The 25,403-nt window shown below is 63.8% G+C and carries 23 protein-coding genes and 1 riboswitch; of the genes, 5 read left to right on the top strand and 18 right to left on the bottom strand.

Annotated features, from left to right (window positions below; translation table 11 throughout):
- Positions 1 to 42: 42 nt before the first annotated feature.
- The 8 genes from ACSBOX_RS15725 to ACSBOX_RS15690 form a co-directional block, all read right to left on the bottom strand.
- The gene (locus ACSBOX_RS15725; RefSeq protein WP_442543274.1) at positions 43 to 987 is read right to left on the bottom strand and encodes a hypothetical protein; all 945 of its coding nucleotides are present in this window, start codon (positions 985 to 987) and stop codon (positions 43 to 45) included.
- A 101-nt stretch (positions 988 to 1,088) separates the two neighbouring features.
- On the bottom strand, positions 1,089 to 2,159 hold the full coding sequence (locus tag ACSBOX_RS15720; protein ID WP_442543273.1) for a Gfo/Idh/MocA family protein: 1,071 nt from the start codon (positions 2,157 to 2,159) through the stop codon (positions 1,089 to 1,091).
- A gap of 112 nt (positions 2,160 to 2,271) precedes the next feature.
- Positions 2,272 to 2,973 carry an ABC transporter ATP-binding protein gene (locus tag ACSBOX_RS15715; protein ID WP_442543272.1) on the bottom strand — a complete coding sequence of 234 codons (702 nt, stop codon included), beginning with the start codon at positions 2,971 to 2,973 and terminating at the stop codon, positions 2,272 to 2,274.
- 2 nt (positions 2,974 to 2,975) lie between these two features.
- On the bottom strand, positions 2,976 to 4,412 hold the full coding sequence (locus ACSBOX_RS15710; RefSeq protein WP_442543271.1) for an ABC transporter permease: 1,437 nt from the start codon (positions 4,410 to 4,412) through the stop codon (positions 2,976 to 2,978).
- A gap of 199 nt (positions 4,413 to 4,611) precedes the next feature.
- Complete coding sequence (locus ACSBOX_RS15705; RefSeq protein WP_078106011.1) at positions 4,612 to 5,712, bottom strand: substrate-binding domain-containing protein; 1,101 nt, start codon at positions 5,710 to 5,712, stop codon at positions 4,612 to 4,614.
- Between the two features lie 51 nt (positions 5,713 to 5,763).
- Positions 5,764 to 7,032 carry a multiple monosaccharide ABC transporter permease gene (mmsB, locus tag ACSBOX_RS15700; RefSeq protein ID WP_442543270.1) on the bottom strand — a complete coding sequence of 423 codons (1,269 nt, stop codon included), beginning with the start codon at positions 7,030 to 7,032 and terminating at the stop codon, positions 5,764 to 5,766.
- A gap of 43 nt (positions 7,033 to 7,075) precedes the next feature.
- On the bottom strand, positions 7,076 to 8,632 hold the full coding sequence (mmsA, locus tag ACSBOX_RS15695) for a multiple monosaccharide ABC transporter ATP-binding protein (protein ID WP_442543269.1): 1,557 nt from the start codon (positions 8,630 to 8,632) through the stop codon (positions 7,076 to 7,078).
- A gap of 138 nt (positions 8,633 to 8,770) precedes the next feature.
- Positions 8,771 to 9,961, bottom strand: a complete 1,191-nt coding sequence (locus ACSBOX_RS15690) for an ROK family transcriptional regulator (RefSeq protein WP_442543268.1) — start codon at positions 9,959 to 9,961, stop codon at positions 8,771 to 8,773.
- Positions 9,962 to 10,199: 238 nt separating this feature from the next.
- Between ACSBOX_RS15690 and ACSBOX_RS15685 the strand changes: the two genes are divergently transcribed.
- On the top strand, positions 10,200 to 11,012 hold the full coding sequence (locus ACSBOX_RS15685) for a carbon-nitrogen hydrolase family protein (protein ID WP_442543267.1): 813 nt from the start codon (positions 10,200 to 10,202) through the stop codon (positions 11,010 to 11,012).
- Between the two features lie 29 nt (positions 11,013 to 11,041).
- Here the strand turns inward: ACSBOX_RS15685 and ACSBOX_RS15680 are convergent, their stop codons facing one another.
- The 7 genes from ACSBOX_RS15680 to alr all read right to left on the bottom strand — a co-directional run bounded on the left by ACSBOX_RS15680 (position 11,042) and on the right by alr (position 17,373).
- A complete protein-coding gene (locus ACSBOX_RS15680) occupies positions 11,042 to 11,449 on the bottom strand; it encodes a hypothetical protein (protein WP_442543266.1) in 408 nt (135 codons plus the stop codon).
- Positions 11,450 to 11,574: 125 nt separating this feature from the next.
- On the bottom strand, positions 11,575 to 11,892 hold the full coding sequence (locus tag ACSBOX_RS15675) for a hypothetical protein (RefSeq protein ID WP_442543265.1): 318 nt from the start codon (positions 11,890 to 11,892) through the stop codon (positions 11,575 to 11,577).
- Positions 11,876 to 13,303, bottom strand: coding sequence for a hypothetical protein (locus ACSBOX_RS15670; RefSeq protein ID WP_442543264.1), 1,428 nt, complete (start codon positions 13,301 to 13,303; stop codon positions 11,876 to 11,878). Before ACSBOX_RS15670 ends, ACSBOX_RS15675 begins: the two co-directional genes overlap by 17 nt.
- Positions 13,304 to 14,020 carry an ATP-binding cassette domain-containing protein gene (locus ACSBOX_RS15665; protein ID WP_442543263.1) on the bottom strand — a complete coding sequence of 239 codons (717 nt, stop codon included), beginning with the start codon at positions 14,018 to 14,020 and terminating at the stop codon, positions 13,304 to 13,306.
- 72 nt (positions 14,021 to 14,092) lie between these two features.
- Positions 14,093 to 14,332 (bottom strand): hypothetical protein, encoded by a 240-nt coding sequence (locus ACSBOX_RS15660; protein ID WP_442543262.1) that lies wholly within the window; start codon positions 14,330 to 14,332, stop codon positions 14,093 to 14,095.
- 223 nt (positions 14,333 to 14,555) lie between these two features.
- Positions 14,556 to 16,163: a PucR family transcriptional regulator gene (locus tag ACSBOX_RS15655; protein WP_442543261.1), complete on the bottom strand. Its 1,608-nt coding sequence runs from the start codon at positions 16,161 to 16,163 to the stop codon at positions 14,556 to 14,558.
- The gene (alr, locus tag ACSBOX_RS15650; RefSeq protein ID WP_442543260.1) at positions 16,153 to 17,373 is read right to left on the bottom strand and encodes an alanine racemase; all 1,221 of its coding nucleotides are present in this window, start codon (positions 17,371 to 17,373) and stop codon (positions 16,153 to 16,155) included. The genes ACSBOX_RS15655 and alr overlap by 11 nt, the downstream gene beginning before the upstream one ends.
- 219 nt (positions 17,374 to 17,592) lie before the next feature.
- Between alr and ACSBOX_RS15645 the strand changes: the two genes are divergently transcribed.
- A complete protein-coding gene (locus ACSBOX_RS15645) occupies positions 17,593 to 19,023 on the top strand; it encodes an amino acid permease (protein WP_442546046.1) in 1,431 nt (476 codons plus the stop codon).
- Positions 19,020 to 20,741, top strand: coding sequence for a flavin monoamine oxidase family protein (locus tag ACSBOX_RS15640; protein WP_442543259.1), 1,722 nt, complete (start codon positions 19,020 to 19,022; stop codon positions 20,739 to 20,741). The genes ACSBOX_RS15645 and ACSBOX_RS15640 overlap by 4 nt, the downstream gene beginning before the upstream one ends.
- On the opposite strand, the gene ACSBOX_RS15635 is transcribed toward ACSBOX_RS15640, so the two are convergent.
- From ACSBOX_RS15635 to purU, 3 genes are all read right to left on the bottom strand, one after another.
- Positions 20,738 to 21,262, bottom strand: a complete 525-nt coding sequence (locus ACSBOX_RS15635) for a gamma carbonic anhydrase family protein (RefSeq protein ID WP_442543258.1) — start codon at positions 21,260 to 21,262, stop codon at positions 20,738 to 20,740. The two genes, ACSBOX_RS15640 and ACSBOX_RS15635, sit on opposite strands and share 4 nt — an antisense overlap.
- An 83-nt stretch (positions 21,263 to 21,345) precedes the next feature.
- On the bottom strand, positions 21,346 to 21,921 hold the full coding sequence (locus tag ACSBOX_RS15630; RefSeq protein WP_442543257.1) for a class I SAM-dependent methyltransferase: 576 nt from the start codon (positions 21,919 to 21,921) through the stop codon (positions 21,346 to 21,348).
- 96 nt (positions 21,922 to 22,017) lie between these two features.
- On the bottom strand, positions 22,018 to 22,878 hold the full coding sequence (gene purU / locus ACSBOX_RS15625; RefSeq protein ID WP_442543256.1) for a formyltetrahydrofolate deformylase: 861 nt from the start codon (positions 22,876 to 22,878) through the stop codon (positions 22,018 to 22,020).
- A gap of 35 nt (positions 22,879 to 22,913) precedes the next feature.
- A riboswitch (ZMP/ZTP riboswitch) is annotated at positions 22,914 to 22,999 on the top strand.
- A gap of 90 nt (positions 23,000 to 23,089) precedes the next feature.
- Here purU and glyA point away from each other — a divergent pair.
- Both glyA and ACSBOX_RS15615 read left to right on the top strand, forming a co-directional pair.
- Positions 23,090 to 24,403, top strand: a complete 1,314-nt coding sequence (gene glyA / locus ACSBOX_RS15620) for a serine hydroxymethyltransferase (RefSeq protein ID WP_442546045.1) — start codon at positions 23,090 to 23,092, stop codon at positions 24,401 to 24,403.
- A gap of 8 nt (positions 24,404 to 24,411) precedes the next feature.
- Positions 24,412 to 25,323 (top strand): bifunctional methylenetetrahydrofolate dehydrogenase/methenyltetrahydrofolate cyclohydrolase, encoded by a 912-nt coding sequence (locus ACSBOX_RS15615; RefSeq protein ID WP_442543255.1) that lies wholly within the window; start codon positions 24,412 to 24,414, stop codon positions 25,321 to 25,323.
- The last annotated feature ends 80 nt before the right edge of the window (positions 25,324 to 25,403 follow it).

The following is a 25,403-nucleotide window of genomic DNA, read 5'->3' as shown; positions in this document are numbered from 1 at the left end:
GCGGCCCGGAATGGACGTCCGGGGAGGCGGCAGAGCTCGGAACTAATCAGGGGAAGAACCCGGGTCAAACGACACCGGGGCCGGAACTCTGCCGGCAGCGGCCGTGGACACGAGCGTCCCGGCCAAGGGGCAAAACATGTTTGTGCTTTCGAGCCATGCAGCTGCAGCCCCCGAAGGATAGCTGGAAAGGACTGCAGATCCGCTTGCAGTATCGCTGCCGCCCGGTGTACCGGGCGGGAAAGTTCCGCCTGACGAGGGCGCTGGAGGATCCTCGGAATCGCTAGCCCTGACCGTTGCCTTCGGAGGTGTCCCGTTCAGGCCCAACGGACCGCCGGGGCCAGTGAGGCCCGGCAACGAAGCGGCGGGATCCTGAGCGAGCGTTGAGGGGATCTCGGCAACGGGATCAAGAACAGCGGCAGCCCCCGCAAGGGCATCTCCCATGACGACGCGGTCGGGGAATTGGAGGGGAGGGGCCACTATGGGGTTCCCGGGGATGACAACCGGAAGACCGTGGTCAAGCAAGGAACCAGCGCCGTCAACCGCGCTGGCCGCGGGCGACACAACGCCCGCAGTCACGGCACCAACAGTTCCCTGAGGCACGACGGCGCTGATCACGGGGGTGCTGGCCACAAGCTGGTCGACGTTCCGGGCCAGCTGCGGAAGTTCGGTCAGAACATCCTTGGGCACCTGGAGCGCTGGTAGCTGGACTGCGGACACTGGAACGGGCGCCACAGCCGGCGCCGGCACGGACGCGACACTTGCCGGAACGGCATCGCCGACGACTCCGGAAAGCCCCCTTCCAGCGTTGTGCACGGCGTTGGAAACTGTGGAGCCCGCTCCGCCTAGAAGGGTGTTGTTGTTGGTGCTTCCGGAATCAGCGTTTGCCGCCGTGGAAGAGAGGGCGATCCAAACGACGGCACCGGCGCCCGCGAGCATGACCGAGCGGAGAACGTGAAGAACGCGCGACTTACTTTGCTCAGCTTCCATCTCGACACCCCCCAGCGTCAGCTTGGATCGACGATCGCTCCCATCCTAGGCCTCACTAGTTAACTAGTCCAGACGTTGGACGTACGGATTCGTCAATAAGCTCAGCGGGCGTCGCTGGCGTACCGGACTCCCAACTGGGAGCGGACCCCGTCGAAGAGACGCATGGTTTTCAGCGAATCGTCCAAAGGCATCACGGGACTTTCCGTCAGTCCCTGCTGGACGCAGCGGGTCACCTCACGCAACTCGTAGGTGTAGCCGATCCCTACCGCGTCAAAGCGTTCGACCCGCGGTTCGTCCCAGCCGGTCCGAATCAGAAGCTCGCGCGGATTGTTGATGGACCCTTGCGTCTGGAGGAAGCCCTTGGAGCCGGCAACCGATGCCGAGCGGGGCCCATGGGCCAGCAATGAAGAGGTCAGCTGGGCGACGGCGCCGCCGTCGTAAGCCAGGGTGAGCGCATTCTGGGAGTCGACGCCGTCTTCCGTCAAAGTGCCGATCGCGCTGACTGACTGCGGGAAACCGAGGGTGCCCAAGGGCCACAGCAGGGCGTACACCGTGATGTCCAGGAGGGCTCCGCCACCGTCGGCCGGTGCCCAGAGGCGGGCGGAAGGATCGTAAGGGGCGGGGAATCCGAGGTCGGCGCTGACCCACTTGATGTCGCCCAGTTCGCCGGACGCGGCAATCGCGAACGCCCTCTGCATGCTTGGCAGGAATCGACTCCAGACGGCCTCCATCAGGAACAATTTCCGTTCCCGGGCCAAAGCGACGAGCTCCGCAGCCTCACGGCCATTGATGGTTATGGATTTCTCACACAGAACGTGCTTGCCGGCGTTGAGGGCGTCCCTCACGATCTCGAAGTGCTGGGCGTGCGGAGTGGCCACATAGACCACATCGACGGCGTCATCTGCGAGCAGCCGCTGGTAGCCGGGCACACCGCCGTCGTCCCCATAGGACTTCGTGACGCCATGCGTGGCGGCAAAGGCCTCCGCGGATTCCTGGCGCCGCGAGCTCACGGCATACAACTTTGCGTCCTCAAGCTGCGCGAGATCGCCGGCTACGGACTTGGCGATCCCTCCCGTGGCAACGATGCCCCAGTTCAGGGCCTTGCCGGTGGCTGCGCGGGGATCCTGGTTCGGCTGGCTGAACAACCACGGCTTGGCGATATGCAGACTCATGCGGCCTATCCTCTCACTGCACCCCCGTGGGTTGACAGGACGCACCCAGGACGAAGGGCCGGGAACCTTGCGATTCCCGGCCCTTGATCCGCTGCCGTTGTCGAGGAGCCGGTTAGGCCCCGGCACCCACTCGTGGGCGCACGGTTTCCTCGCTCAGTTTGCCCTGCTGAAGCCTGAAGCGGCGTTCGGTCTTCTGCGCCAGGCTCCGGTCGTGCGTGACCACCAGAATGGTGGTGTTGTGGTCCCGGCTCAGCGAACTCAGCAACTCGATGATGTGCTCGCCGGTCTGCTCGTCGAGGTTGCCGGTGGGCTCGTCCGCCAGGATGAGTTTGGGCTCGTTGGCCAGCGCCCGGGCAATCGCAACCCGCTGCTGCTCGCCGCCCGAGAGCTTGTTGATCCGTCGGGACTGTTTCTCCGGGTCCAGCTGCACCTGCTCCAGGAGGGACCTCGCCCGCTCCAGGCGGGCGGCCTTCCGCATGCCCGCGAACTCCATGGGCAGCATCACGTTGTCCACTGCCGAGAGATTGGGGATGAGGTTGAACTGCTGGAAAACGAAGCCGATGTCCCGGCGCCGGTATTCGGTGAGTTTGCCGGCCGGCAGCCCGGCCAGGCTCACGCCATCGACGACGACGTCCCCGCTGGTGGGCTTGTCGAGGGCGCCGAGCAGGGAGAGCAGGGTGCTCTTGCCGCTGCCGCTCTTGCCCACGATCGAGGCGAGGGTGCCCTTTTCGAGTTCGAAGCTCACGCCGTTGACGGGCTTGATGGTGCGGTCGCCGGACTTGAACTGGCGGACCAGGTCTTTGACTTCAATCATGGCTATTCTCCTCGGAGGACTTCGATGGGACGGATGCGGGCTGTGAGCAGCGCTGGTACCAAGGCACCGACGACGGCGACGCCGAACACCGCGGCGACGCCGGCGGCAATGACGCCGGGGGAGGCGCTCGCCGTCACGGAGGTCAGCAGTTGGGAGGCTCCACCGAAGGGGTTCCCGCCGGGAAGACCAGCGCCGTCGAAGCCGCCGCCGGGGCCGCGCTGGCTCGCAGTCGACGTCGAGCTGTTGGAACTGATCAAAGCCGATGCGATGCCGCCGCTGGCGAAGGAAGCAATGGCAGCGCCGACGACGCTGCCGAGCGCTACGAGGACGAGGGCTTCGAGCACGAACTGCAAACCGATGGTCCGGTTGCGGGCGCCGATGGCCTTCAGGACTCCGATCTCACGGCGGCGCTCGCGGACCAGCATGACCATGATGAGCAGGATGATCAGGCCGGCCGTACCGAGTGCCGCGATGAAGGCCACGAGTGAAATGTTCTTGACGCTGTCCAGTGAACTGACGGCGGTCTGGAGGTTTCGCTGCCCCTGGGTGACGTCGGCCTTGCTGGTGCCCAGGGCGTTTTGAAGGGCGGTCTTGGCGGCGTCCACGTTGTCCATGCTGTTGACGGTGACCACCATGCTGGAGAGCTCGCCCGGAGTTGCGGCGAGGGCCTGGGCCTCGGCGAGTGTCGTGTACACGGCGTTGTTGCCGAACGTGGTTCCTGCGTCGAAGATGCCGGCCACGGTGAACGTCTTACCGGCGATGGTGAACGTTGAGCCGGCCTTGAGGTTGTTCTTGGTCGCAAGCGTGGTTCCGACGAGGGCTTTGGTGCTTGCCACGGAGTAGTCGCCCAGACCGGTGCCGCTCGTGATAGTCAGGGCCTTGCCGGAGGTGTCCACCTCGGCGCCGATACCGGTAGCCGTGATGGGCAGGGAGAACGCCGGCGCGGTTCCGGTGTTTCCCGTGCCTGTGCTGCCCGACCCGGTGCTGCCGCTGGCGTTGTTGCGGTTGCCGAGCGTTCCGGCGTCGATGGCTGCTTGGAGGCTTGTGGTGACGCTCGTGCCGCCGCCGGGACCGCCACCACCCGGTCCGGCCTGCTGTGTGGTCGTGCCGGTGGCTGAGGCGGATGCCGCGGTTGCGGTCTCGAGCCGCAATGCCTTGGTGCCCACCACGGAGACGACGTTCGGTACGGCAGCCGCCGTCGCGGTCTGGGCCGTGGTGAGCGGCTCGCCGCCGCCGTCGAAGCCCTGCGCACCGGCGGGGTTGACTGTCAGGACCGTACCCACGGAGGCGTTGAGCTCCTGGACTTTGCCGCCAACGGCCTGGTTGGCTACGAGCATGGCCAGCGCCAGCCCGATCGCGACGGCCAGCACTGCCACGACGGCCGCGGTTCTTATCTTGTTGCGGAAGGCATTGCCTACACTCCGGGCGAGGACGCTCACGATTCTCCTTAGGGACCCGGCCCGCCCCAGCGGCGTGCCTACTCACCTAACAGTGCTCACTGCGGCTGTGCGGTTGTGCTGCGGTTGCTATGCGGGGACTGTGAAGCCTCGCCCGACGGCGGATGGAGCCGGACACGACGACGGCGGCCACCCCCGTGAGTGGGGATGGCCGCCGCGTTTGGTGCCTGGAGGAGAAATACTACTTCGTGATCGGGCCGAGGATCGGATCGTCCACGTAGGCCGTCTTCACGTTGGCCAGCGTCACGATGACCGGCGGCAGCAGGTATGCCGGTACGGTCTTGACACCGTTGTTGTAGGACTTGGTGTCGTTGATTTCCGGGGTCTTGCCGGACTGGATGTCGTTGACCATGGTGATGGCGTGCTCAACGAGCTTGCGGGTGTCCTTGTTGATGGTGGAGTACTGCTCACCGGCAAGGATGGACTTGACCGACTCAACTTCGGAGTCCTGGCCGGTCACGACCGGAATCGGCTTGCCAGCCGCCTTGACCGAGGTGATGATGGCGCGGGCCAGGGTGTCGTTCGGGGACAGCACGCCGTCCAGCGAAGCGCTGGTGTAGGTACCCGCGAGGAGGGTGTCCATACGCTTCTGGGCGTTCTCTGCCTTCCAGCCCTGGGTGACTGCCTGCTCGAACGACTTCTGGCCGGAAACCACCTTGAGGGTTCCGTCGTCGATCTTCGGCTGCAGGATGCTCATGGCGCCGTCGAAGAAGACCTTCGCGTTGGCGTCATCGGGGGAACCTGCAAACAGCTCGACGTTGTACGGGCCGTTCGGCTTCTTGGCCTTGAGTCCGTCCAGCAGGGCCTGGCCCTGCAGCACGCCGACCTTGAAGTTGTCGTAGGCCACGTAGTAGTCCACGTTGGAGGTGTTCAGGAGCAGGCGGTCATATGCAATGACCGTTGCGCCGGCGTCCTTGGCCTGCTTGAGCTGCGTACCCAGCTGGGCGCCGTCGATGGCACCGACGATGATGAGCTTGTCACCCTTGGTGATCATGGCGCTGATCTGGTTCTGCTGCTCCGAAACGCCACCGTTGGCGAACTGCACATCCGGCTTGTACCCTGCGCTCGTGAGCCCGTCGTTGAAGAGCTTCTCTGCGAGGACCCAGTTTTCACTGGTCTTCTGGGGGAGCGCGACGCCGATCGAGGATCCCTTGGGGAATGCCTCGCTGCCGCTTGATGAACCGCCGGAGCTGCCGCTGTCCGCACGGCCGCAGGCCGTCAGCGCCAGTGCCGCGATCGCAGCAACCGCTGCTGCCTTTCCTGCTTTACCAAACATTCGCATATCTTGGTTCGCTTTCTTTGTTGTGGATGGAACAAGTCGTCCCGAAGCCGGTCAGGCTTCCTTGGAGATGGCTTCCCTGGTTGAGGAGGTCTCGTCCGGCGCGTTTTCGCTGCTCCGGCCGAAGTTCTTCATCATCATTCCGATGATCGATTTCTTCCCCTGGGTCTTGTTGTAGACATCGAAGGCGACCGCTGCGAGCAGCACGAGGCCCTTGATGATCTGGGTAAGGTCTGCGCCGACGCCAAGGAGTTGCAGGCCGTTGTTGAGGACAGCCATCACAAGGCCACCGACGATCGAACCGATCACGGTGCCTACGCCGCCGGTGACCGCGGCGCCGCCGATGAAGACGGCCGCGATCGCATCCAGTTCCCAACCGACGCCGTCGAACGGACCCGAAGCGGTGGAACGGCCTACGAAGATCATGCCGGCGAGGCCGGCAAGGATGGACATGTTCATCATGACCATGAAGTTGACCTTCTTGGACTGGACTCCGGAGAGCTCGGCCGCGTGGCGGTTGCCGCCGACTGCGTAGATGTGGCGGCCGATGACCGTCTTGGCGGAAATGAAACCGTAGATCAGGACCAGGACGGCCAGGATGAGGCCCGGGATGGGGAACGAGGTACCGGGGCGGCCCGTGGCGAAGAGGTATGTCGCGTAGAGGATGGCGGCGTTCACCAGGACGAGCTTGGTGACCATGACCCAGCCTTCCTGTACGTCGGCGCCCAGTGCCTGGGCGGTGCGGCGGGAACGAATCGCACTGAAAATCACGAAGGCGACGGCGATAAGGCCCAGCAGAAGAGTCAGGTTGTTATACCCGGTGTTCGGCCCGACCTCGGGCAGGTAACCGGAGCCCAGGTACTGGAAGTCTTCGGGCACCGGAACAGTGTTGGACTTGCCGACGAACTGGTTGAATCCGCGGAACAGCAGCATGCCCGCGAGGGTCACGATGAAGGCCGGGATGCCTACGTATGCCGTCCAGAATCCTTGCCAGGCCCCGATCAAGGCGCCGAGCAGGAGCCCGAACAGGACCGCTACGTACCAGGTCAGATGCCAGTCCCTGATGGCCAGGGCCACCGAGATGCCGACGAAGGCGGCTACCGAACCTACTGAAAGGTCGATGTGCCCCGCGATGATGACCAGGACCATGCCGATGGCCAGGATCAGGATGTAGGAGTTGCCGTTGAAGAGGTTGATGACGTTGCCCGGGGTGAGGGTTCGGCCGTCGGTGAAGATCTGGAAGAAGATGACGAGTGCAACCAGGGCGAAGATCATGCCGAATTGGCGGGTGTTGCCACCGAATAGCTTCTTGAGCGCGTTCATTGTTTTGGGTCCTTGTGTCCGTGTGGTTCTGGGATGACCGGGATCAGGCGGCTTTGCGGCTGGATGTCATGAGCTTCATGAGGCTCTCCTGGCTGGCTTCGTCCTTGTTGAGTACGCCAGTGATGGAGCCCTCGAAGATGGTGTAGATGCGGTCGGAGAGGCCCAGCAATTCGGGAAGCTCGGAGGAAATCACAATCACGCCCTTCCCTTGGTTGGCCAGCTGCTGGATGATTCCGTAGATCTCGTACTTGGCCCCGACGTCGATTCCACGCGTGGGTTCATCCAGGATGAGAAGGTCCGGATCGGTGAACATCCATTTGGCGAGAACAACCTTTTGCTGGTTTCCGCCCGAGAGCTTCGAGACGCCTTCCTCCACGGACGGCGTCTTGGTGCGCAGCGACTTCCGGTATTGCTCGGCCACCATGAATTCCTTGTTGGTGTCCACAACGATTCCCCGGCTGATCTTCTTCAGGTTGGCAGACACCGTGGTGGTCTTGATGTCGTCCAGGAGGTTCAGTCCCAGGCTCTTGCGGTCTTCCGTGACGTAGCCAAGACCGGCGTCGATCGCCTGCCGGACGCTGCGCATGGTGATCGGCTTGCCGTCTTTGTACACCTGCCCGGAGATGAACCGGCCATACGAGTGGCCGAAGACGGACCGGGCAAGCTCGGTGCGGCCGGCGCCCATCAGGCCGGCAAAGCCGACGATTTCGCCGCGGCGCACGTGGAAGTTGGAGTTCTTGCAGACCAGGCGGTCCTGGATCTGGGGGTGCCCGACGGTCCAGTTCTTGACCTCGAAGAACACCTCGCCGATTTTCGGCGTGTGGTCGGGGAAGCGGGATTCGAGCGTCCGCCCGACCATGCCCTTGATGATCCGGTCCTCGTCGACGCCGTCTTCCACGACGTTGAGCGTCTCGATGGATTTGCCGTCGCGGATGATGGTGATCTCGTCCGCGATCTGCTCGATTTCATTGAGCTTGTGGGAAATGATGATGGAGGTGATGCCGCGTCCCTTGAGGCCAAGGATCAGGTCCAGCAGGTGCTGGGAGTCCGATTCGTTGAGGGCGGCCGTGGGCTCGTCGAGGATGAGCAGCTTGACGGACTTGTTCAGGGCCTTGGCGATTTCCACCAACTGCTGCTTGCCGACACCGATTTCCTTGATGGGGGTGTCCGGGTCCTCGCGCAGGCCAACCCGTGCGAGCAGTTCGATGGACCGCTTGCGCGCCTCTGCCCAGTCGATGATGCCGCGACGTACGGGTTCGTTGCCGAGGAAGATGTTTTCCATGATGGACAGCTCGGGGATCAGCGCCAGTTCCTGGTGGATGATCACGATTCCCGCATGTTCGCTGGCCCGGATGTCCTTGAACTGCTGGACTTCCGCCTGGTACACGATGTCGCCGTCGTAGCTGCCGTACGGGTAGACCCCGGAGAGCACCTTCATCAACGTGGACTTTCCTGCACCGTTCTCGCCGCAGATCGCGTGGATTTCGCCCACCTTGACCCGGAGGCTCACGTCCGAGAGCGCCTTCACGCCGGGGAATTCCTTGGTGATGGACCGCATCTCGAGGAGAACCGGATCCTGGTGCGTTATGGGGTTCGACATACCCTCGCGCCTCCAATGTTTGACGTCGTTGTCGGCTCGGGGATGGCGAGCCTATCTGATGAGAAAGTAAACTGGATCACACCGCTTGTCGTCAAGACTTGAACGCAAGACGGCGGTAACAGCGTGGTAACGAAATGTTCAGGACTGCTTGATTCCGGCGTGCTGGAACACCAAAGCGGCCGCCCCGAGGGCCTCCGCCCGGGCGCCGAGCGAAGACATCGCCAGGTGCGTAGTCTCGCCGATGACGGGCACCGCATGGCGCACGAGGCCGCGTCGGATCGGGTCCAGGAGGATGTCGCCGAGGCCGGCCAGCGGGCCACCCACCACGATGACTTCCGGGTTGATGAGATTCGCCACATTGCCCAAAGCGCGGCCCACAGCGAGCCCCGCGTCGTCCACCACGCGAAGGGTTGCCTGATCCCTCGCCAGGGCGTTGCGGACGATGTCCTCGGGCTCGAGATGCAGCCCCGACCCCTTCCCGAGCAACTCGATCATGGTGGAGGTGGAAGCCATCGTTTCCAGGCAGCCGCGGTTGCCGCAGCGGCAGATGGCCCCGTATTCGTGGATGGTCGCATGGCCGATTTCTCCCGTGATTCCCACAGTCCCGTAGTAGGGCGCGCCGTTGATGATGAGTCCAGCTCCGATGCCGGAACCGATCTTGAGGAACATGAGGTTCCCGATCCCGCTGTGTGGCCCCCACGTGACCTCGGAGAGCGCGCCCAGATTGGCGTCGTTGTCAACGTACACGGGAAGATCGAGGGCTTCCTCCAGCCGTTCGAGAATCTGGATCCCCACCCATTCGGGCAGGATGGCACCTTGTGCCACAGTCCCGGAACGGCGGTCGATGGGGCCCGCAATGCCGGCCCCCGCGCCCACCACCGCGCTTCGGTCGACCCCGCTTTCGAGCAGCAGTTTGTCGAGGAGGGCGACGGCGGCGCTGATGCCCTGTTCGGCGTGGTGGCCAAGGGGTAGGGTGACCGTTTCCTCGACGATGATGTGATAGCCCAGGGAGGCCAGGACCACCCGCAGGTGGCGCCGGCCGAAATCGATCCCGACGGCGACCGCTCCGTTGCTGTTGAGCCTGACGTTCAGCGCCCGGCGTCCGGAGCTGGTGATCGGTTCCGTGGAGACGAGTCCCGCGTCCTGCATGATCTTGACGATGTTGGACACGGTCGCCGTGGATAGCCCGGTCTGCCTGGCGAGCTCAGCCTGGGTGGAGGGGCCGCTCAGCAGGCACTCGATGAGCCGCTGCTGGTTCAAATGGCGCAGCGCTGATTGCGAGCCGGGGTTTTTGCGGTGGCTCTTCGTCGAGCTGGATGTTGCAGGCATGACATGAAGCGTGCCTCAAATCACAGTTGCAGTCAAGAAGTTAACGCAATGGAGTAAACTTGCATCGGCATTGTGAACTATGCCCTCATTTTGTACGAACCATCCCCTGCGGGCCTTCCGCGGGTCCATTTGTCCTGTGGGACCGGCCCGTGGCTGGCTAGGCTGGAACCACGAGTAATCCCGGGTGTGTCTCCCACGAACGCCCGTTGGGGGGATGCAAGGTGCTATCGAGGTGGTAATGATGCTGCTGTCCGTTCTGCAGGCCAACGCTGTTGTCCTGGACGTCGACGCCAATCTGAAGACAGTCGACGCGGCGGCACAGCGCGCTGCCGCGGCCGGTGCAGCCTTGCTGCTGACCCCGGAGCTCTTCCCGGTTGGGTATGCACCGCTGAGGCTCCGCGCGGAACTCGATCCAGCGGTTATCCCGGGCATCCGGGGACGCCTGGCGGACATCGCCCGCACGCACGGCATCGGGCTCGTGTACAGCCTTCCCGCACTGGCTGCCGATGGCGGCTGGCATATCTCCGCCACTCTCTTGGACGCGCACGGAACCGTACTTCTGGAGTACAGCAAAGTGCACCTCTTCGGCGAGGAGGAGCGAAAGGCGTTCTCCGCCGCCCAGGCGCCTCCCGGCGTCGTGGACTTCAACGGGATCAAAACGTCACTGCTGATTTGCTACGACGTCGAGTTCCCCGAGACCGTCCGCGCCGCGGCCACGCGGGGCGCTGAACTTCTGGTGGTTCCCACCGCCCTGTCCGCGGGCTTCGACGCCGTACCGCGGGTCCTGATCCGGGCCCGGGCACTGGAGAGCCAGCTCAACGTCGCGTACGCAAACCACAGCGGCCACGAGGACGGCTGCGACTTCCTCGGCGGGAGCGTGGTCGCCGGACCGGACGGTTCGTTGCTCGCTGCGGCCGGGGACGGCTCGGCGTTGCTGTTCGCCGAGATCTCCGCGGAAAGCGTCAACGAAGCCCGGGAACAGGTGCCCTACCTGCGCGAACGCCGCCCGGAGCTGTACCGCGAGTGGGAAGGGTCTGGTCCAAAGGGTTGAGGGCGCGGTTGCGCGGGGAGGCAGCTAGCTCAGCAGTTGACCGCGCCCCCGCGTAAGCTAACGGGCCGTGCCCACTTACGGACTCCGAGAATGAGGCTGCGTCCATCGCCGAAGAACGGCAGAAGGAAAACGGCGTGCAGCAGGAACCAGTGCTGCAGGAATGAGCCGGGTGCGAGCAGGGCAATCAGCGCCCCGACCAAGCAGGATGCACCCGGGCCGAGTATCGCCATGATGGCGATTTGCCACCCGTAGAGACGGCCGACGGGAATGACGGAGAACCGAAGGACTCCGGCAGACACCACGACGTGGGCAACGCCGGGAAGCAGCCTCATGCCTGCGACGTGAGACCACTCATGCACTAGAAACCCGCCCAGCAGGCAGAACGCATGCACAAGGAGCCACAGGCCGGCCTGGAAAAGGATCGGATCAGTCGTCATGACGGCCAGGATGGTACACCCCGTGAAGCCGAGAACCATGGCGCCAAATGGCCATCTGCACGACCGTATGAGTTGTTTTGCCAATAGGCCGGCGGTCGCATCAGAGAGGGTGATCCTGCGAACGGTCACCCCGGGTCGCCCTGCAGGAGCCGCCTCTTGTGGAGCTTTAGCCGTTCCAGGACTGATGCAACGGCAACATAGAAGACAAGTAGTACCGCGAAGACCACGGCGATGGGCGCGCCGTTCGACACTCCCATTTCCAATGCGGTCGCCCCGTCGGGCTGTGCGTGGGGCTCGAAGAAGATCGCGCCGAACAGGCCGAATTTTCTGGCTCCTATTTCCGATGCGGAGAACATTGTGGTGATCAAACTCGCGACAACGACGATCATGGTGACAACAAAGGAGAATGTCAGCCCAATGGTGAATCTAAGCAGCCACTTCATGGCGCGCTATCCTTTCCATTCTCCGCATGCCCAGGACGCTGTAAAAGGCGATCAGTAAGTTAAGGGCAGCGAAAATTGCGACACTGATAATTGGACGAAAGTTAAAGATGTTCAAGCCGAGCGCCACAATCATGACGACTATCACTGTGAGCAACACTCCGATAATGACAGTGAACGGGTTCCCCTTCTCGGGCGGGAAAGCGATGCCAACCAGGGTGGATATGAGGATGTTGCTCAAGCAGAACCCCGCCACTGGCAAGCACGCTTCGAAGGCAACTCCTTGTGCCAGGGAAATCGTGGTGACCGGAATGCCCACAACCATGAGGAGGATGCCTTGCGAGCCCACGAGGCGTAAGTAGTTTGCAACAGCGCTGCCGGGATAGGTGACCATGCGTCGCAGGGGTTCCGAGTTGGCAAATGCATAGACTCCCTGAAACGTTATGAGCGCAAGGGCATAGGGTGGCAGCACCAAATGCTCGAGCCAGGCGAAGACTGAATAAATGATGATAAAAGAGACAGCCACCATTGTTTCGAAACTTCGAAACAAGACCAGAACATACACGCCGAATTTACGCGCTGCCAAGCGTGAAGGCAGAAAGGCGAAGAAGCGACGCATAGGTACGTAGTTCCTGGGCGCAGTGATCACTATCGCTGGAATAATTGCTGCTGATGTTGCGAGCAGCACCAAAATGGAAAACCAGAGTCCGACATCTTCCTGCAGTTTCGCGTAGAGCAACGCAGGGGCAAAGTAGTCGCGCCCGAACACATAGCTTTCGGCGATCCGGGCGCTCAGCTCGTTGGCTTGAGGAAAGGCCAGCGCCAGCCCGAGGGCCAGCACCATCGGGACGACCAGCCCGCGAAGCCGTGCGATCCTGAGGGCTTGAAGGGCACGCTCAAGCAGGTAGTAGCCGAGGCTCAGAAGCAAATACGTTGTAATAGCCGGTAACCAGATGGAGGCCAGAACCCTCGGAATGTAGTCAGTGCCCTCGAGCAACACGGTTGAAATGGAGAAGGCGCCGAAAACGAACACCGTCATAAGGAGAACGAGGGACGACTCAAAGAGCGCGAACGCCATTGTCCTTTCCTTATTTGTCACCGGCAGATTGAAGGAGAGCTTCAAAAGCTCATCAGCCTTCATGAACAGCACTCGGATCAGTGTGTACGCAATAAGTACCCAGAATCCGACGGAAGCGTTGGCGACTTGAAGGACGGCCTTAAGTAGGCCAGTTCCACCGAGATACTGCCGGATCACCACATAGCTCAACACGTTGAATCCGGCGAACGCGGCAACGAACAGGAGTATGGCTGAGAGCCGAGCAGTTGGGCTTGCCAACAGTCCTCGTCCCAAGACACGTCTCATGATGAAGAGCCAGAACAGTCGAAACAGCAGAACTACACTCTTGAGGCGCACTTAAGATGGCTCCATTGCCTGGATGAATTCGTTGGCAAGCTCAGCTATCGTGCCGTGATCGGCGATGATTTTCCGCACGGGAGCCTGAAGCACCAGGGCCCCTTGGACGAGAAGTGCGAGCTCGTCAGCGACATGCTCCAACATAGTGAAGTCATGGCTGCACAGCAGAACTGACCGGCCTTCTTTGGCAAGATCCCGGATATCGCGCTCGAAGAGGTTGATGGCATCGATGTCGACGCCATTGAGGGTCTCATCAATGACGGTGAACCTTCGCCGGAGCATGAACGCGGCGATGAGTTGCAACTTTTTCCTCATGCCGTGTGAGTAGTCTTCGATCAATTCGCGGTGCCTGTCGCGCATGGAGTACCTGGCGAATTGCGCCCTCAGGGCATCGTGATCCATGGATTGTCCATAGAGCCCGTGCATGAAACGCACGTATTCCTCCCCTGTGAGGAACTCAGGGAGGTAATCATTGCTCGACAAGTAGATCGAAGACATTTTGGCACTGCGGCTCTGACTGCTATCAGAGCCGATGCGGACGTCGCCGCTTTGAAGTTGGAGGAGGTCCAGGATGACCTTTATCAGGGTGGACTTTCCAGACCCGTTGGGACCAATGAGGCCCATGACCTTGTCCTCCGCGATCGTGAACGAGACGTCATGAAGCACTTGCGTTCTGGACTTGTAGGCGTAGTTGACATTGGCAACGCTGAGAGTCATGAGGCGTGAATCCGATGCTCTGGCCGTGGTGGCACACTGTCTGTGCCACCACGACGGCTAGCTTGCTGAGAGTTACCTGCATTCAACGAACACAGAGACGCCCCATCGGCTCCAACTCCAGTTGCCGGTAAAGCGGCCTCGACCTTGCGTCAAGCACCACACGGACATCGCTGCGAGCAATGCAAAAGCAAGCACCAGCAGGACGGCAAGAATCACCAGAAACCAGCCATCGTAGCGAACAATCATTTCGTCAATCTTGGTTCGTGCCGTTGCCATGGCACTGCTTGCATTCAATGCGGTCGTAGTGAACACTTCGTTCCTCCACTTCGATTTGAGCTACTGGCTGATCCCGTGTAGCCGGCAGTCGAATGCTAGGCCCCGAAAACCGCGTCTCAGTGGTCAATCGGCGAAATTAAGTGGTGAAACCGGTCAAAATACGTGCGAAATTGACGTATCTCAGTGTGCCGGCGGCCTCGTCTACGTGTATTTCGCATGCGTACACGGAGACAGTCCAGCAGCCAGGAAGTGCCCGGGACTAGCCGTCCCCTCCGCCCACCAACCCGTCGGTGTACTGGAGCGCGATCCAAAGCTCCGCGCGCACTTGGGCCTGGTTCAGATCCGTATCGAGCAGATCGGCGAGCAGTCCGATCTGGCGGCGCACGCTGTTGCGGTGCAACCCGAGCAGTTTGGCGGAGGCGTCCCAGCTGCCGTTCTCGCTCAGCCACCCCCGGAGAACTGCCAAGAGGGGATCGCGCCGATCGGGTTCCAAGGAAAGCACCGGTTCAAGGAGCCTCGCGGCCAGCATGGACCCGGCATCGCGTCCCAGGAGCCCGGTGACGGACCATGTCACCTCGTCGACGCGGGCGCTCCGTCCGCTGGACTGGACCCGTGAACGGAGCGACGTCACCCGCTGGTGCGCTGCGGCGAGGCCTGTCAGTTCGGTCGGGTCTCCGATGACGAGCCGCCAACCCAGCTTTTCCACGTCCGCCAGGAGCGCGTCGTCCACCTTCAGACGAGTGATCGCGGCGAATCCGTAGTCGGTGATTTCCACCAGTTTGGTGTCGAAGAGGCGCCGCCATTGCAATAGCTCCCGCACCGGGCTGTCGCCTGCGGGCCATTCGGGGGAGTCCGCCTTGATGCCCTGGACCACGCGGAGGGGAGCGGATCGGGTGGAGGACAAGCTTTGGGCCAGGAGGTCCTTGAGCCCGTTGACGTGCCGGGTCCCGCCGCTCGCAAGGCTTTCCGGGTGCAGCAACAACGCCGTCGCCAATTGGCTCGGCGCGAGGGATCCGCTGGTCCGTTGGCGGACGAGCAACTCCAGCAACCCCACGACGGACTGCACCACGCTGTTCTGGGCCGGAGTCAACGCGGCGTCCGAGCCCAGGATCAGGGCGCCCAGGTTGGCGTCCTTGGTGCTCCGTAGCGGGTGGCCGAAAACCATTTCCGAACCCGGCTGCTCAAAGCCGTCCATCTCGACCCGCGGCCCGCTGCCTGAAAGGAGCCGTTCCAGCATGGGTTCCAGCAGTGAATGCTCGACGCCAGTGCTGCCGCCGGCAGCGTGGGCGCGCGCACGCACCCGCCCGTCTGCGCCGACGAGAAGTGCCCACACGGGCACCTTCTGGACCAACGCGGCAAGAAGCTCGTGTTCAGGCCTAGGGGAGAGGACTGCCCGCATGAGTTGCCTGTTGGTGTCGGCGAGTTGGCGGAAGACCTTTGCGTTGTCCGATTCGAGGAGTTGGGAGAACTCAAGCCCGATTGCTGCGAACGGGATGGATTCCGGGATCTCAATCAAGGTGAGCTTGTGCCGCCGGCACGCCTTGAGCAGTTCGGCCGGGACGGCGTCGAAATACGGCCTGATCCCGAACCCCAGCGCCGCCACCTTGGCCCCCACCAGCCGCTTCACGTACGCATCGACGTTCTCGCTGGACCCGCCATCTCCCAGGAAAGGGAGCCCCGAGGTCAGGAGGAACTCCCCGTCCGGCAGGTAAGGGGTGGGGTCGTCGAGTTCGCTCGGTTCAACCCAGCGCAGCAGTTCCCCGCCGCTGCCGCCGTCGTGGAGTATCTCCAACTCGGGCGGCAACTGCTTCAGGAACTGCTCCAGCGTGACGAAGCTCAGGCGGCCGGCGGCTGGCTCAGGCGACATCGCTCGGTGCCTCCTGGTAATCGGGGCACTCGTATGCGGCGGCTTCATACACGCGGGGGAGCCGCGGCGCGATCCGGTTGATGATCTCGTCGCCGTGGCTTCCGATGGCGGCGCCCCAATCGTCGGCGCTCGCCGCCCCTCCGGCCGGATCGCCGAACAGGACGGCTGTGTCGCCGACGTCGATACCAGCCGCAACCGGGCCGAGGTCCACCATGAACTGGTCCATGCATACCTTGCCGATCACGGGGACTTTCCGTCCGGCGATCTGGACCAGGCTCCGTCCGCTGATGCCCTTGGGGATGCCATCGGCGTAACCGAGGGGGATGAGTCCGAGGTAGCGCGGCTCGTGCGTGATGGCCTGGTGTTCGTAGCTGACGCCGGTCCCCGCCGGGACCTTCTTCACCATGACGAGCGGCGCCGTGACCCTCAAGGCGGGGCGCAGCCCGAAGGCGGCGGGATCCAGGTGGTCAGCGGGGGCCAGTCCGTAGATGGCCAGTCCGGCGCGGACCATGTCGAAGTAGAATTCGGGCCGCTCCAGGATGTTGGCCGAGCTCGACACGTGCCGCAGCTGCGGGTCCAGTCCGGCAGCGCGGGCTTCGCCAACGGCGTCTTCGAACTCCGCCACGGCTGCGGCGTTTCCGGGGTGCGCGGGAACGTCGGCCCAGGCCAGGTGGGTCCAGATGCCGCGGACCAGGACCGTGCCGTCCTGCTCCGCCTTGCGCGCCCGGGCCACGAGTTCGGGCCAGTCTTCCTTGCGGGCGCCGCCGCGGCTCAGGCCGCTGTCCAGCTCCAGGTGCACGACGGCGGGGCGGCCCAGCTGCCTCGCGATCCCGGCCAGGACCTCAAGTTGAGCGACGCTTCCAAGGGAAACGTCGACGTCGTACTCGAGTGCCTCACGGATGGTCGCGCTGGTCTGGGATGCCAGATACAGCCACGACAGGACCGGCACGGTGATGCCGGCCTGGCGCAAGGCGATGGCTTCGCTCAACTGGGCGGTGCCCAGCCAATCAGCTCCCGCCGCCACGGCCGTGCGGGCAACATCCACGAGGCCGTGACCGTAGCCGTTCCCCTTGACGACGGCCATGAAATGCGGCGCGCTGGTGCGCTTCTTGAGGGCACGGATATTGTCTGAAATCGCAGACAGATCAACGCTGACCTGTCCGGAAAGCGCCGCTTCCGGCGTCGTTTCTGATTGTGCAATACGTCTCATGGTTGATCACTATAGGTCATTTTGCACCGCCGTGAGAGCTGGCTCACAAGCTTAGGGTGGACACGGGAAACCGCAAACTACTCTGAAGGGACGTCAACGGTGACTGTGCCTACCTCCACCCAGACGAAGCCAACGCACGCCACGAACACGGACGCCGGCCACGCCGCCCGCCGCCCGGGACTCGCTTCGCAGCTGCTGCGCCGCAAGCCGATCGGGCAGATGGTCAGCGAGGCCGGAAGCAGCCAGAGCGGTACGCCGTTGGTCCGCAGCTTCGGCGTCCTCCAACTGACGATGATCAGTGTCGGCGCGACCCTCGGCACCGGCATCCTGGTGATCCTGGGTGAATCCGTGCCGCTGGCCGGGCCCGCGGTCTGGATCTCCTTCGTGGTGGCAGGCCTTGCCGCACTGTTCTCGGCCGTGTCCTACGCGGAAATGGCGGGCCTCGTGCCCGTTGCCGGATCCAGCTACTCCTACTCCTACGCCACGATGGGCGAGGGCATGGCCTGGATCTGTGGTTGGTGCCTCGTCCTCGAATACGCGGTCTCCGTCGCGGCCGTCGCCGTCGGTGCAGGGCAATACGTGAACGAAACCCTCTCGGCGTTCGGGCAAGTCCTACCGGATGCGATGTCGCAACCACCGGGCAGCGGCGGCGTGGTCAACATACCCGCCATGCTGATCGTCGTCCTCGCGATGATCCTGCTGGTGCGCGGGGCCAAGGAAAGCGCCTGGATCAACACCGCGATCGTGACCATCAAGATCGTCATCCTGCTGTTCTTCTGTGCCGTTGCCTTCACCGCATTCAACGCCGGCAACTTCGAACCCCTCATGCCCATGGGCGCCGCAGGCGTCTCGGCCGCAGCATCCCGGGTGTTCTTCTCCTACATCGGCTTCGACGCAGCTTCCACCGCTGGCGAAGAGGCACGCAACCCCAAGCGTGACCTGCCCCGGGCCATCCTGCTCTCCATGGTGATCGTGACCAGCATCTACGTCCTGGTTGCCGTGGCCGCCATCGGCGCCCGGCCCTGGGAATGGTTCGGCGGCACCGAGGCAGCGCTCGTCCAGATCCTCGAGGAAACCACCCACCAGCCCTGGATCGCGCTCGTCTTCTCCATCGGAGCCGTGCTCGCCATCGCCAGCATCGTCCTGACCGTGCTCTATGGCCAGACCCGCATCCTGCTCTCCATGTCCCGCGACGGACTGGTCCCCGAGGTCTTCGGCCGGATCTCCCCGCGCACCGGCACCCCGGTGGCCGGAACGCTCATCGTGGGCACCGCCGTCGCACTCACCGCGGGACTCGTCCCGCTCGGTGCGCTCGCCGACGCCACCAGCATCGGCACCCTCTTCGCGTTCGCGCTGGTCAACGTCGCCGTCATCTACCTGCGGCGCAACCGCCCGGAGCTCAAGCGCAGCTTCCGCGTCCCGCTGTACCCGATCACCCCCGTCCTCGGCACGCTGATGTGCGCCTACCTCATGGCCAACCTGGGTGCCGACACCTGGGTGGTGTTCGGCGGCTGGATGCTGGTGGGGATCGCCCTCTACTTCGGCTACGGACGCCGGAACTCCAAGGTAGCGGCGCTCAGCGAAGAGGAATACCGTGAACTATCCGCCAGGGTCGCCGACCCGGAAACTGTGAAGGCAGAACTTTCATGACCACCGCCACCGAATTGCCCACGGAACCCACACGCCGCGGTGACACCGGGATTGCCCAAGCAACGCCGGCCGACGCTCCCATCACGATGTTGAACCCGGACTTCCCGTTCAGCTACGACCACTACCTGGCCCACCCCGATGGCCTCGCGGTTGTCCCGCCGGAGCTGTACGGCACGGAGGTTGCGGTGATCGGTGCCGGCTTGTCGGGACTTGTCACGGCCTACGAGCTCATGAAGCTCGGGCTGCGCCCCGTTGTCTATGAAGCCGACCAGATCGGCGGACGGTTGCGCACCGCGAGCTTCCCCTCTGCTCCGGGCGTGGTGGCAGACCTCGGCGGCATGCGCTTCCCCGTGTCAGGCAAGGCGTTCTACCACTACGTGGACCTCCTCGGCCTGGACACCCAGGAATTCCCCAACCCGCTCGCTCCCGCAACATCGAGCACCGTGATCGAGCTGGCAGGACAAAAGCACTACGCAGCCACCTCCGCTGACCTTCCGGAGTTCTTCCACGAGGTTGCCGCAGCCTGGAAGGCCGCAGTGAATGACGGCGCCGCGTTCCAGGAAATGCAGGAAGCGATCCGGGCCCGCGACACCAAGCGCATCAAGGAACTGTGGAACGAGCTGCTCCCGCTCCTGGACGAACAGACCTTCTACGGCTTCATCGCCGCGAGCACGTCGTTCAAGGAAGCCGGATTTGCGCACCGCGAGGCGTTCGGGCAGGTCGGTTTCGGCACCGGCGGCTGGGACACCGACTTCCCCAACTCGATCCTTGAGATCCTGCGCGTCGTCTACACCGACGCCGATGACCAGCACCGCCTCATCACCGGGGGAGCGCAGCGGCTCCCCGAGGCGCTTTGGCACCACGCGCCGTCGGGCATGGCCCACTGGCCGGAGGGCACCTCGCTCGCATCGCTGCATTCCGGATCCCCGCGCGGGGCCGTGGACCGCATCGAGCGCGGTGCGAACGGCGACCTCATGGTGCGCGAGCGGTGGGGCCGCGAAACCGGGTACCCCGCCGCCGTGACCACCTGCCAGTCCTGGCTGCTGTCCACACGCATCCACACCCAGGAATCGTTGTTCCCCTCGGAACTGTGGACCGCGATCGAGCGCTCGCACTACATGCAGTCGTCCAAGACCTTCGTCATGGTGGACCGGCCGTTCTGGAAGGACATCGACCCCGAAACGGGCCGCGAAGTGTTGTCCATGACCCTGACCGACCGGCTCAACCGGGCGACGTACCTGCTCGACGACGGTCCGGACAAGCCTGCCGTCATCCTGCTTTCCTACACGTGGAACGACGACGCCCTGAAGTGGCTCTCGCTCAGCGCCGAGGAACGCGTCAAGCTCATGCTGCACTCGCTCGAGCAGATCTACCCGGGCGTGGACATCGCGAGCCACATCGTGGGCCAGCCCATCACCGTTTCCTGGGAGGCCGACCCCAACTTCATGGGTGCCTTCAAGGCGAACCTGCCCGGGCACTACCGCTACCAACAGCGCCTGTTCACGCACTTCAAGCAGGACAAGCTGCCGGAGAGCCAGCGGGGCATCTTCCTGGCGGGCGACGACGTCTCGTTCACCGCAGGCTGGGCCGAAGGCGCCGTCACCACAGGACTGAACGCCGTGTGGGGCGTGGTGAACCACCTCGGTGGTTCGTCCGTGGGAGGCAACCCCGGTCCCGGCGATCTGTTGGACGAGCTGGGGCCGATCAGCCTGGACTAACCCTGCGCGTGCATCCCGCGGTGCGCCGCCGCCAGTTCCCGATAGTGCGCCGCGTTGCGCTTCACGCCGTCGAGCTCTTCGTCGCTCAGTTCGCGGCGCACTTTGGCGGGCACCCCGGCAACCAGGGATCGCGGCGGAATGACGGTTCCCTCAAGCACGACGGCGCCGGCGGCCACCAGCGAACCGGTACCGATCACGGCGCCGTTCAGGATGGTGGCGCTCATGCCGATGAGGCAGTCGTCCTCCACGGTGCATCCGTGGACGACGGCGCTGTGCCCGACGCTGACGCGCTCGCCGACCGTGCAAGGGAAACCGGGGTCCGCGTGCAGGACCACATTGTCCTGCAGGTTCGAGCCGGCGCCGACCCTGATGGCGGCGGTGTCGGCACGGACGGACACGCCATAGAAGGCGCTGGAGTCCTCGCCGAGGGTTGCTTTGCCGATGATGGAAGCCGTGGGTGCCACGAAGGCAGTGTCATGGATGGCCGGGGTATCGCCGGCAAACGTGTAAATGGGAGCCATGGGGCAAGCGTAGAACACGCCTTCTGGCCCGCCCATCCCAACTGGGTCGCATTTGTTGTCGTTATGAGCCCTGAAAACGACACTTACTGCGAGTCAGTTGGGCCGGGAGGCGTCCGGAGGACCAGGAACTGGTAGTGCCGGGTCCCCTCGGGCCAGGTCTCAAAGTGCTCGACGTCGCCGTGCGCACCGAAGATGCGGCGCACGGCGTCGTCGCTTCGCAGGCTGAAGAACCGCCGCGGCTCGTCCTCGTCGTCGGGGTTGAGGACTTCTTCGTCGTCACCTGACCAGAGCCCGACGGCGATCGGCGCACCAGCCGCGCTGACCCGCACGAGTTCACGGACGACGTCGTGGATTTCCGCGTTGGGGACGTGCAGCAAGGTGCCCATGGTCCACACGGCCGGGAAGGCGGCGTCGGGGAACGGCAGGGACCGGCCGCTCGCCACGCTGGCGTCGAGCCCTTTGGCGCGGGCGACGTGGATGCTCTCCTCGGACAGGTCGACGCCCGTGTAGTGCAGTCCCGCCCGCACGAACTGCAAGCCTTCGACGCCGGTGCCGCAACCCAGTTCGAACAGCGAGTGCCTGTGTTCCTGCTTGAGCAGGCGAATGAACCGATCGCGGCATTCCACCCGACGCGGCGTCATGGGACCGGTGCCGTCCATGGTCCCAGCGTAGAACACCCAACTAGCTCGCAGTAGATGTCGTTATGAGGCGTCAAAACGACAACAAATGCGAGCTAGTTGGGTGGGGGACGGGCGTTAGTTGAACACGACCGTGCGGGTGCCGTCGAGCAGGACGCGGTGTTCGGCGTGCCACTGGACGGCCTGGGCGAGGGTGCGGCCTTCGACGTCGCGGCCCATCTGCACGAATTGCTCGGCCGTGCGCGCGTGGTCCACCCGGATGACTTCCTGCTCGATGATCGGGCCCTCGTCGAGGTCCGCCGTGACGTAATGCGCAGTGGCGCCGATGATCTTCACGCCCCGGGCATGCGCCTGGTGGTAGGGCTTTGCGCCTTTGAAGGACGGCAGGAAGGAGTGATGGATGTTGATGGCCTTGCCGTTGAGCTCGGTGCAGAGCTCGTTGGAGAGGACCTGCATGTACCGCGCCAGGACGGTCAGCTCGATGCCGTGCTCGTGGATGAGTTCGAGCAGCTTGGCCTCGGCCTGCGGCTTCGTGTCCGGGGTGACCGGGATGTGGTGGAAGGGGATCCCGTAGAACTCGGCCAGTCCTTCGAGGTCCCGATGGTTGGACACGATGACCGGCACCTCGATGGGGAGGGTTCCGGTGCGTTGCTGGAAGAGCAGGTCGTTGAGGCAGTGTGCGTCCTTCGAACCCAGGATCAGGGTGCGGACCTTCTGGCCCACCGGGTTGATCTGCCACTTCATGCCGAATTCTTCGGCCACCGGGGCCAGAGCCGAACTCAGTTCCTCCTGGGTCGAAGACGTGGTGGCTTCCACCCGCATGAAGAAGTTTCCCGTGCTGGGGCTGCCGTACTGCTGGGAATCGGCGATGTTGCAGCCCGCCTCCAACAAGGCGCCTGCAACGGCGTGCACAATTCCGGGCCGATCCGGGCAGGACAGGGTTACAACAAAAGACGCAGGCAGGGTGGAGTCAGTCACACGTAAAGCCTACCGTTGCGCACCTGTTGTACTGTTTAAGTCGTCGCGACTGGCGTTGGGTGGTGTACCACCAGGGAGCGGCACTGATGAAGACCACGGATCGTACGCCTGGGCCGAGGGTCACGTTTTACCGTCGCTGTGCCATGCCTCGTAATCAAAGGCACGGAAAAAACCCAGCCGGTAGCCTGACCTGTAGAAATACCCGTTGCCTATCCAGGAGATCTTCGTGACCACCTCCACCATCACCTCCGCGACCATCAGCAACCAGCCGCTCGCCGAGCTCGACCCCGAGATCGCCGCGGTTCTGGAACAGGAACTCGGCCGCCAACGCGGCACCCTGGAAATGATCGCTTCCGAGAACTTTGCGCCCCGCGCCGTCATGGAGGCCCAGGGCTCCGTCCTGACCAACAAGTACGCCGAAGGTTACCCGGGCCGCCGCTACTACGGTGGTTGCGAATACGTAGACATCGCCGAGCAGCTGGCCATCGACCGCGTGAAGGCCCTCTTCGGCGCGGAGTACGCCAACGTACAGCCGCACTCCGGTGCACAGGCCAACGCAGCAGCCCTGTCCGCCATGATCACTCCCGGCGACAAGATCCTCGGCCTTTCCCTCGCCCACGGCGGCCACCTGACCCACGGCATGAAGCTCAACTTCTCCGGAAAGCTCTACAACGTAGCCGCCTACCAGGTTGAAGAAGACACCTTCCGCGTGGACATGGACAAGCTCCGCGAACAGGCCATTGCCGAGAAGCCCCAGGTCATCATCGCCGGCTGGTCCGCCTACCCGCGCCACCTCGACTTCGCAGCCTTCCGTTCCATCGCCGACGAAGTCGGCGCGCTCCTCTGGACGGACATGGCCCACTTCGCGGGCCTCGTCGCAGCAGGCCTGCACCCGAGCCCGGTGCCGCACTCCGACGTCGTCACCTCCACGGTGCACAAGACGCTCTCCGGCCCCCGCTCCGGCGTGATCCTCGCCAAGCAGGAATGGGCGAAAAAGCTCAACTCCAACGTGTTCCCGGGCCAGCAGGGCGGCCCGCTCATGCACGTGATCGCCGCCAAGGCTGTTGCCTTCAAGATCGCTGCAGGCGAGGAATTCAAGGAGCGCCAGGAGCGCGTCCTCGAAGGTGCCAAGATCATCGCCGATCGCCTCAACCAGGCCGACGTCGCTGAAGCCGGCATTTCCGTGCTGACCGGAGGCACAGATGTCCACCTGGTCCTCGTGGACCTGCGCAACTCGCAGTTGGACGGCCAGCAGGCCGAAGACCTCCTGCACTCCGTGGGTATCACCGTCAACCGCAACGCCGTTCCGTTCGACCCCCGCCCGCCGATGGTCACGTCCGGCCTGCGCATCGGCACCCCGGCTCTGGCTACCCGCGGCTTCGGTGCAACCGAATTCACCGAGGTTGCCGAGATCATCGCTTGGGCGCTGAAGTCCGGTTCCGCTACGGATGTCGAGGCACTCCAGGCCCGCGTCGACAAGCTCGCCGCCGACTTCCCGCTGTACCCGCAGCACGAGCAGTGGTGAACCCGTCCATGACGCAGACCGCGAAGATCCTTGACGGCAAGGCCGCTGCCGCCGCCATCAAATCTGAGCTCACCGAGCGTGTCGCTGCCCTGAAGACCCACGGCGTCACTCCAGGCATTGCCACTGTGCTCGTTGGTGCCGACCCTGCCTCGCAGCTTTACGTGTCCATGAAGCACAAGCAGTCTGTTGAGGTCGGGATGAACTCGATCCAGCGTGAGCTTCCGGCGGACGCCACCCAGGCCCAGGTTGAGGCCCTCATCGACGAACTCAATGCGGACCCCGCCTGTCACGGCTATATTGTGCAGCTGCCACTGCCCAAGCACCTGGACACCGACGCCATCCTCGAGCGGATCGACCCCGCAAAGGATGCCGACGGCCTGCACCCGACCAACTTGGGCCGGCTGGTGCTCAACGTCAACGGAGAGATCACCTCGCCGCTGCCGTGCACGCCCCGGGGCGTCATCGAGCTCCTGGAGCGCAACGGCTACAGCCTCGCCGGCAAGCACGTTGTGGTGGTCGGACGCGGTGTCACCATTGGCCGCTCGATCGGCCTGCTGCTTACCCGGCGGGCCGTGAACGCCACCGTGACCCTGACGCACACCGGCACCAAGAACCTCTCGGAGTTGCTGCGGCAAGCAGACGTGATTGTGGGCGCGGCGGGTTCCAAGCACATCGTCAAGCCTTCGGACGTCAAGCCGGGCGCGGCCGTGCTCGACGTCGGCGTCACCCGTGAAACCGACCCCGAGACGGGCAAGAGCAAGGTCCACGGCGACATCGATCCCGCCGTTGCCGAGGTTGCCGGCTGGATTTCGCCGAACCCGGGCGGCGTGGGTCCCATGACCGTGGCGCTGCTCATGACCAACGTGGTCGAAGCCGCGGAACGCCAAGTGGCAGCGGGAAGCGTCTCCGGCGTCGCCTGATATTGCTGCCCACCAGCGTGTAGGGCGCCTACTCCCGCAGGAGTAGGCGCCCTACACCGTTAACCCGACGACGCCGGCGC

Origin of the sequence: Arthrobacter sp. KN11-1C (assembly GCF_052180225.1) — a bacterium.
GTDB lineage: Bacteria > Actinomycetota > Actinomycetes > Actinomycetales > Micrococcaceae > Arthrobacter.
The sequence above is the reverse complement of the archived record's forward strand: the minus strand, read 5'-3'. Positions and strand labels throughout refer to the sequence as shown.

Excerpts from the sequence above, each read along its gene's own strand:
- ACSBOX_RS15725 (WP_442543274.1), bottom strand. The coding sequence starts at position 987 with ATGGAAGCTGAGCAAAGTAAGTCGCGCGTTCTTCACGTTCTCCGCTCG.
- ACSBOX_RS15720 (WP_442543273.1), bottom strand. The coding sequence starts at position 2,159 with ATGAGTCTGCATATCGCCAAGCCGTGGTTGTTCAGCCAGCCGAACCAG.
- ACSBOX_RS15715 (WP_442543272.1), bottom strand. The coding sequence starts at position 2,973 with ATGATTGAAGTCAAAGACCTGGTCCGCCAGTTCAAGTCCGGCGACCGC.
- ACSBOX_RS15705 (WP_078106011.1), bottom strand. The coding sequence starts at position 5,712 with ATGCGAATGTTTGGTAAAGCAGGAAAGGCAGCAGCGGTTGCTGCGATC.
- mmsB (WP_442543270.1), bottom strand. The coding sequence starts at position 7,032 with ATGAACGCGCTCAAGAAGCTATTCGGTGGCAACACCCGCCAATTCGGC.
- mmsA (WP_442543269.1), bottom strand. The coding sequence starts at position 8,632 with ATGTCGAACCCCATAACGCACCAGGATCCGGTTCTCCTCGAGATGCGG.
- ACSBOX_RS15690 (WP_442543268.1), bottom strand. The coding sequence starts at position 9,961 with ATGCCTGCAACATCCAGCTCGACGAAGAGCCACCGCAAAAACCCCGGC.
- ACSBOX_RS15685 (WP_442543267.1), top strand. The coding sequence starts at position 10,200 with ATGATGCTGCTGTCCGTTCTGCAGGCCAACGCTGTTGTCCTGGACGTC.
- ACSBOX_RS15680 (WP_442543266.1), bottom strand. The coding sequence starts at position 11,449 with ATGACGACTGATCCGATCCTTTTCCAGGCCGGCCTGTGGCTCCTTGTG.
- ACSBOX_RS15675 (WP_442543265.1), bottom strand. The coding sequence starts at position 11,892 with ATGAAGTGGCTGCTTAGATTCACCATTGGGCTGACATTCTCCTTTGTT.
- ACSBOX_RS15665 (WP_442543263.1), bottom strand. The coding sequence starts at position 14,020 with ATGACTCTCAGCGTTGCCAATGTCAACTACGCCTACAAGTCCAGAACG.
- ACSBOX_RS15655 (WP_442543261.1), bottom strand. The coding sequence starts at position 16,163 with ATGTCGCCTGAGCCAGCCGCCGGCCGCCTGAGCTTCGTCACGCTGGAG.
- alr (WP_442543260.1), bottom strand. The coding sequence starts at position 17,373 with ATGAGACGTATTGCACAATCAGAAACGACGCCGGAAGCGGCGCTTTCC.
- ACSBOX_RS15645 (WP_442546046.1), top strand. The coding sequence starts at position 17,593 with ATGGTCAGCGAGGCCGGAAGCAGCCAGAGCGGTACGCCGTTGGTCCGC.
- ACSBOX_RS15640 (WP_442543259.1), top strand. The coding sequence starts at position 19,020 with ATGACCACCGCCACCGAATTGCCCACGGAACCCACACGCCGCGGTGAC.
- ACSBOX_RS15635 (WP_442543258.1), bottom strand. The coding sequence starts at position 21,262 with ATGGCTCCCATTTACACGTTTGCCGGCGATACCCCGGCCATCCATGAC.
- ACSBOX_RS15630 (WP_442543257.1), bottom strand. The coding sequence starts at position 21,921 with ATGGACGGCACCGGTCCCATGACGCCGCGTCGGGTGGAATGCCGCGAT.
- ACSBOX_RS15615 (WP_442543255.1), top strand. The coding sequence starts at position 24,412 with ATGACGCAGACCGCGAAGATCCTTGACGGCAAGGCCGCTGCCGCCGCC.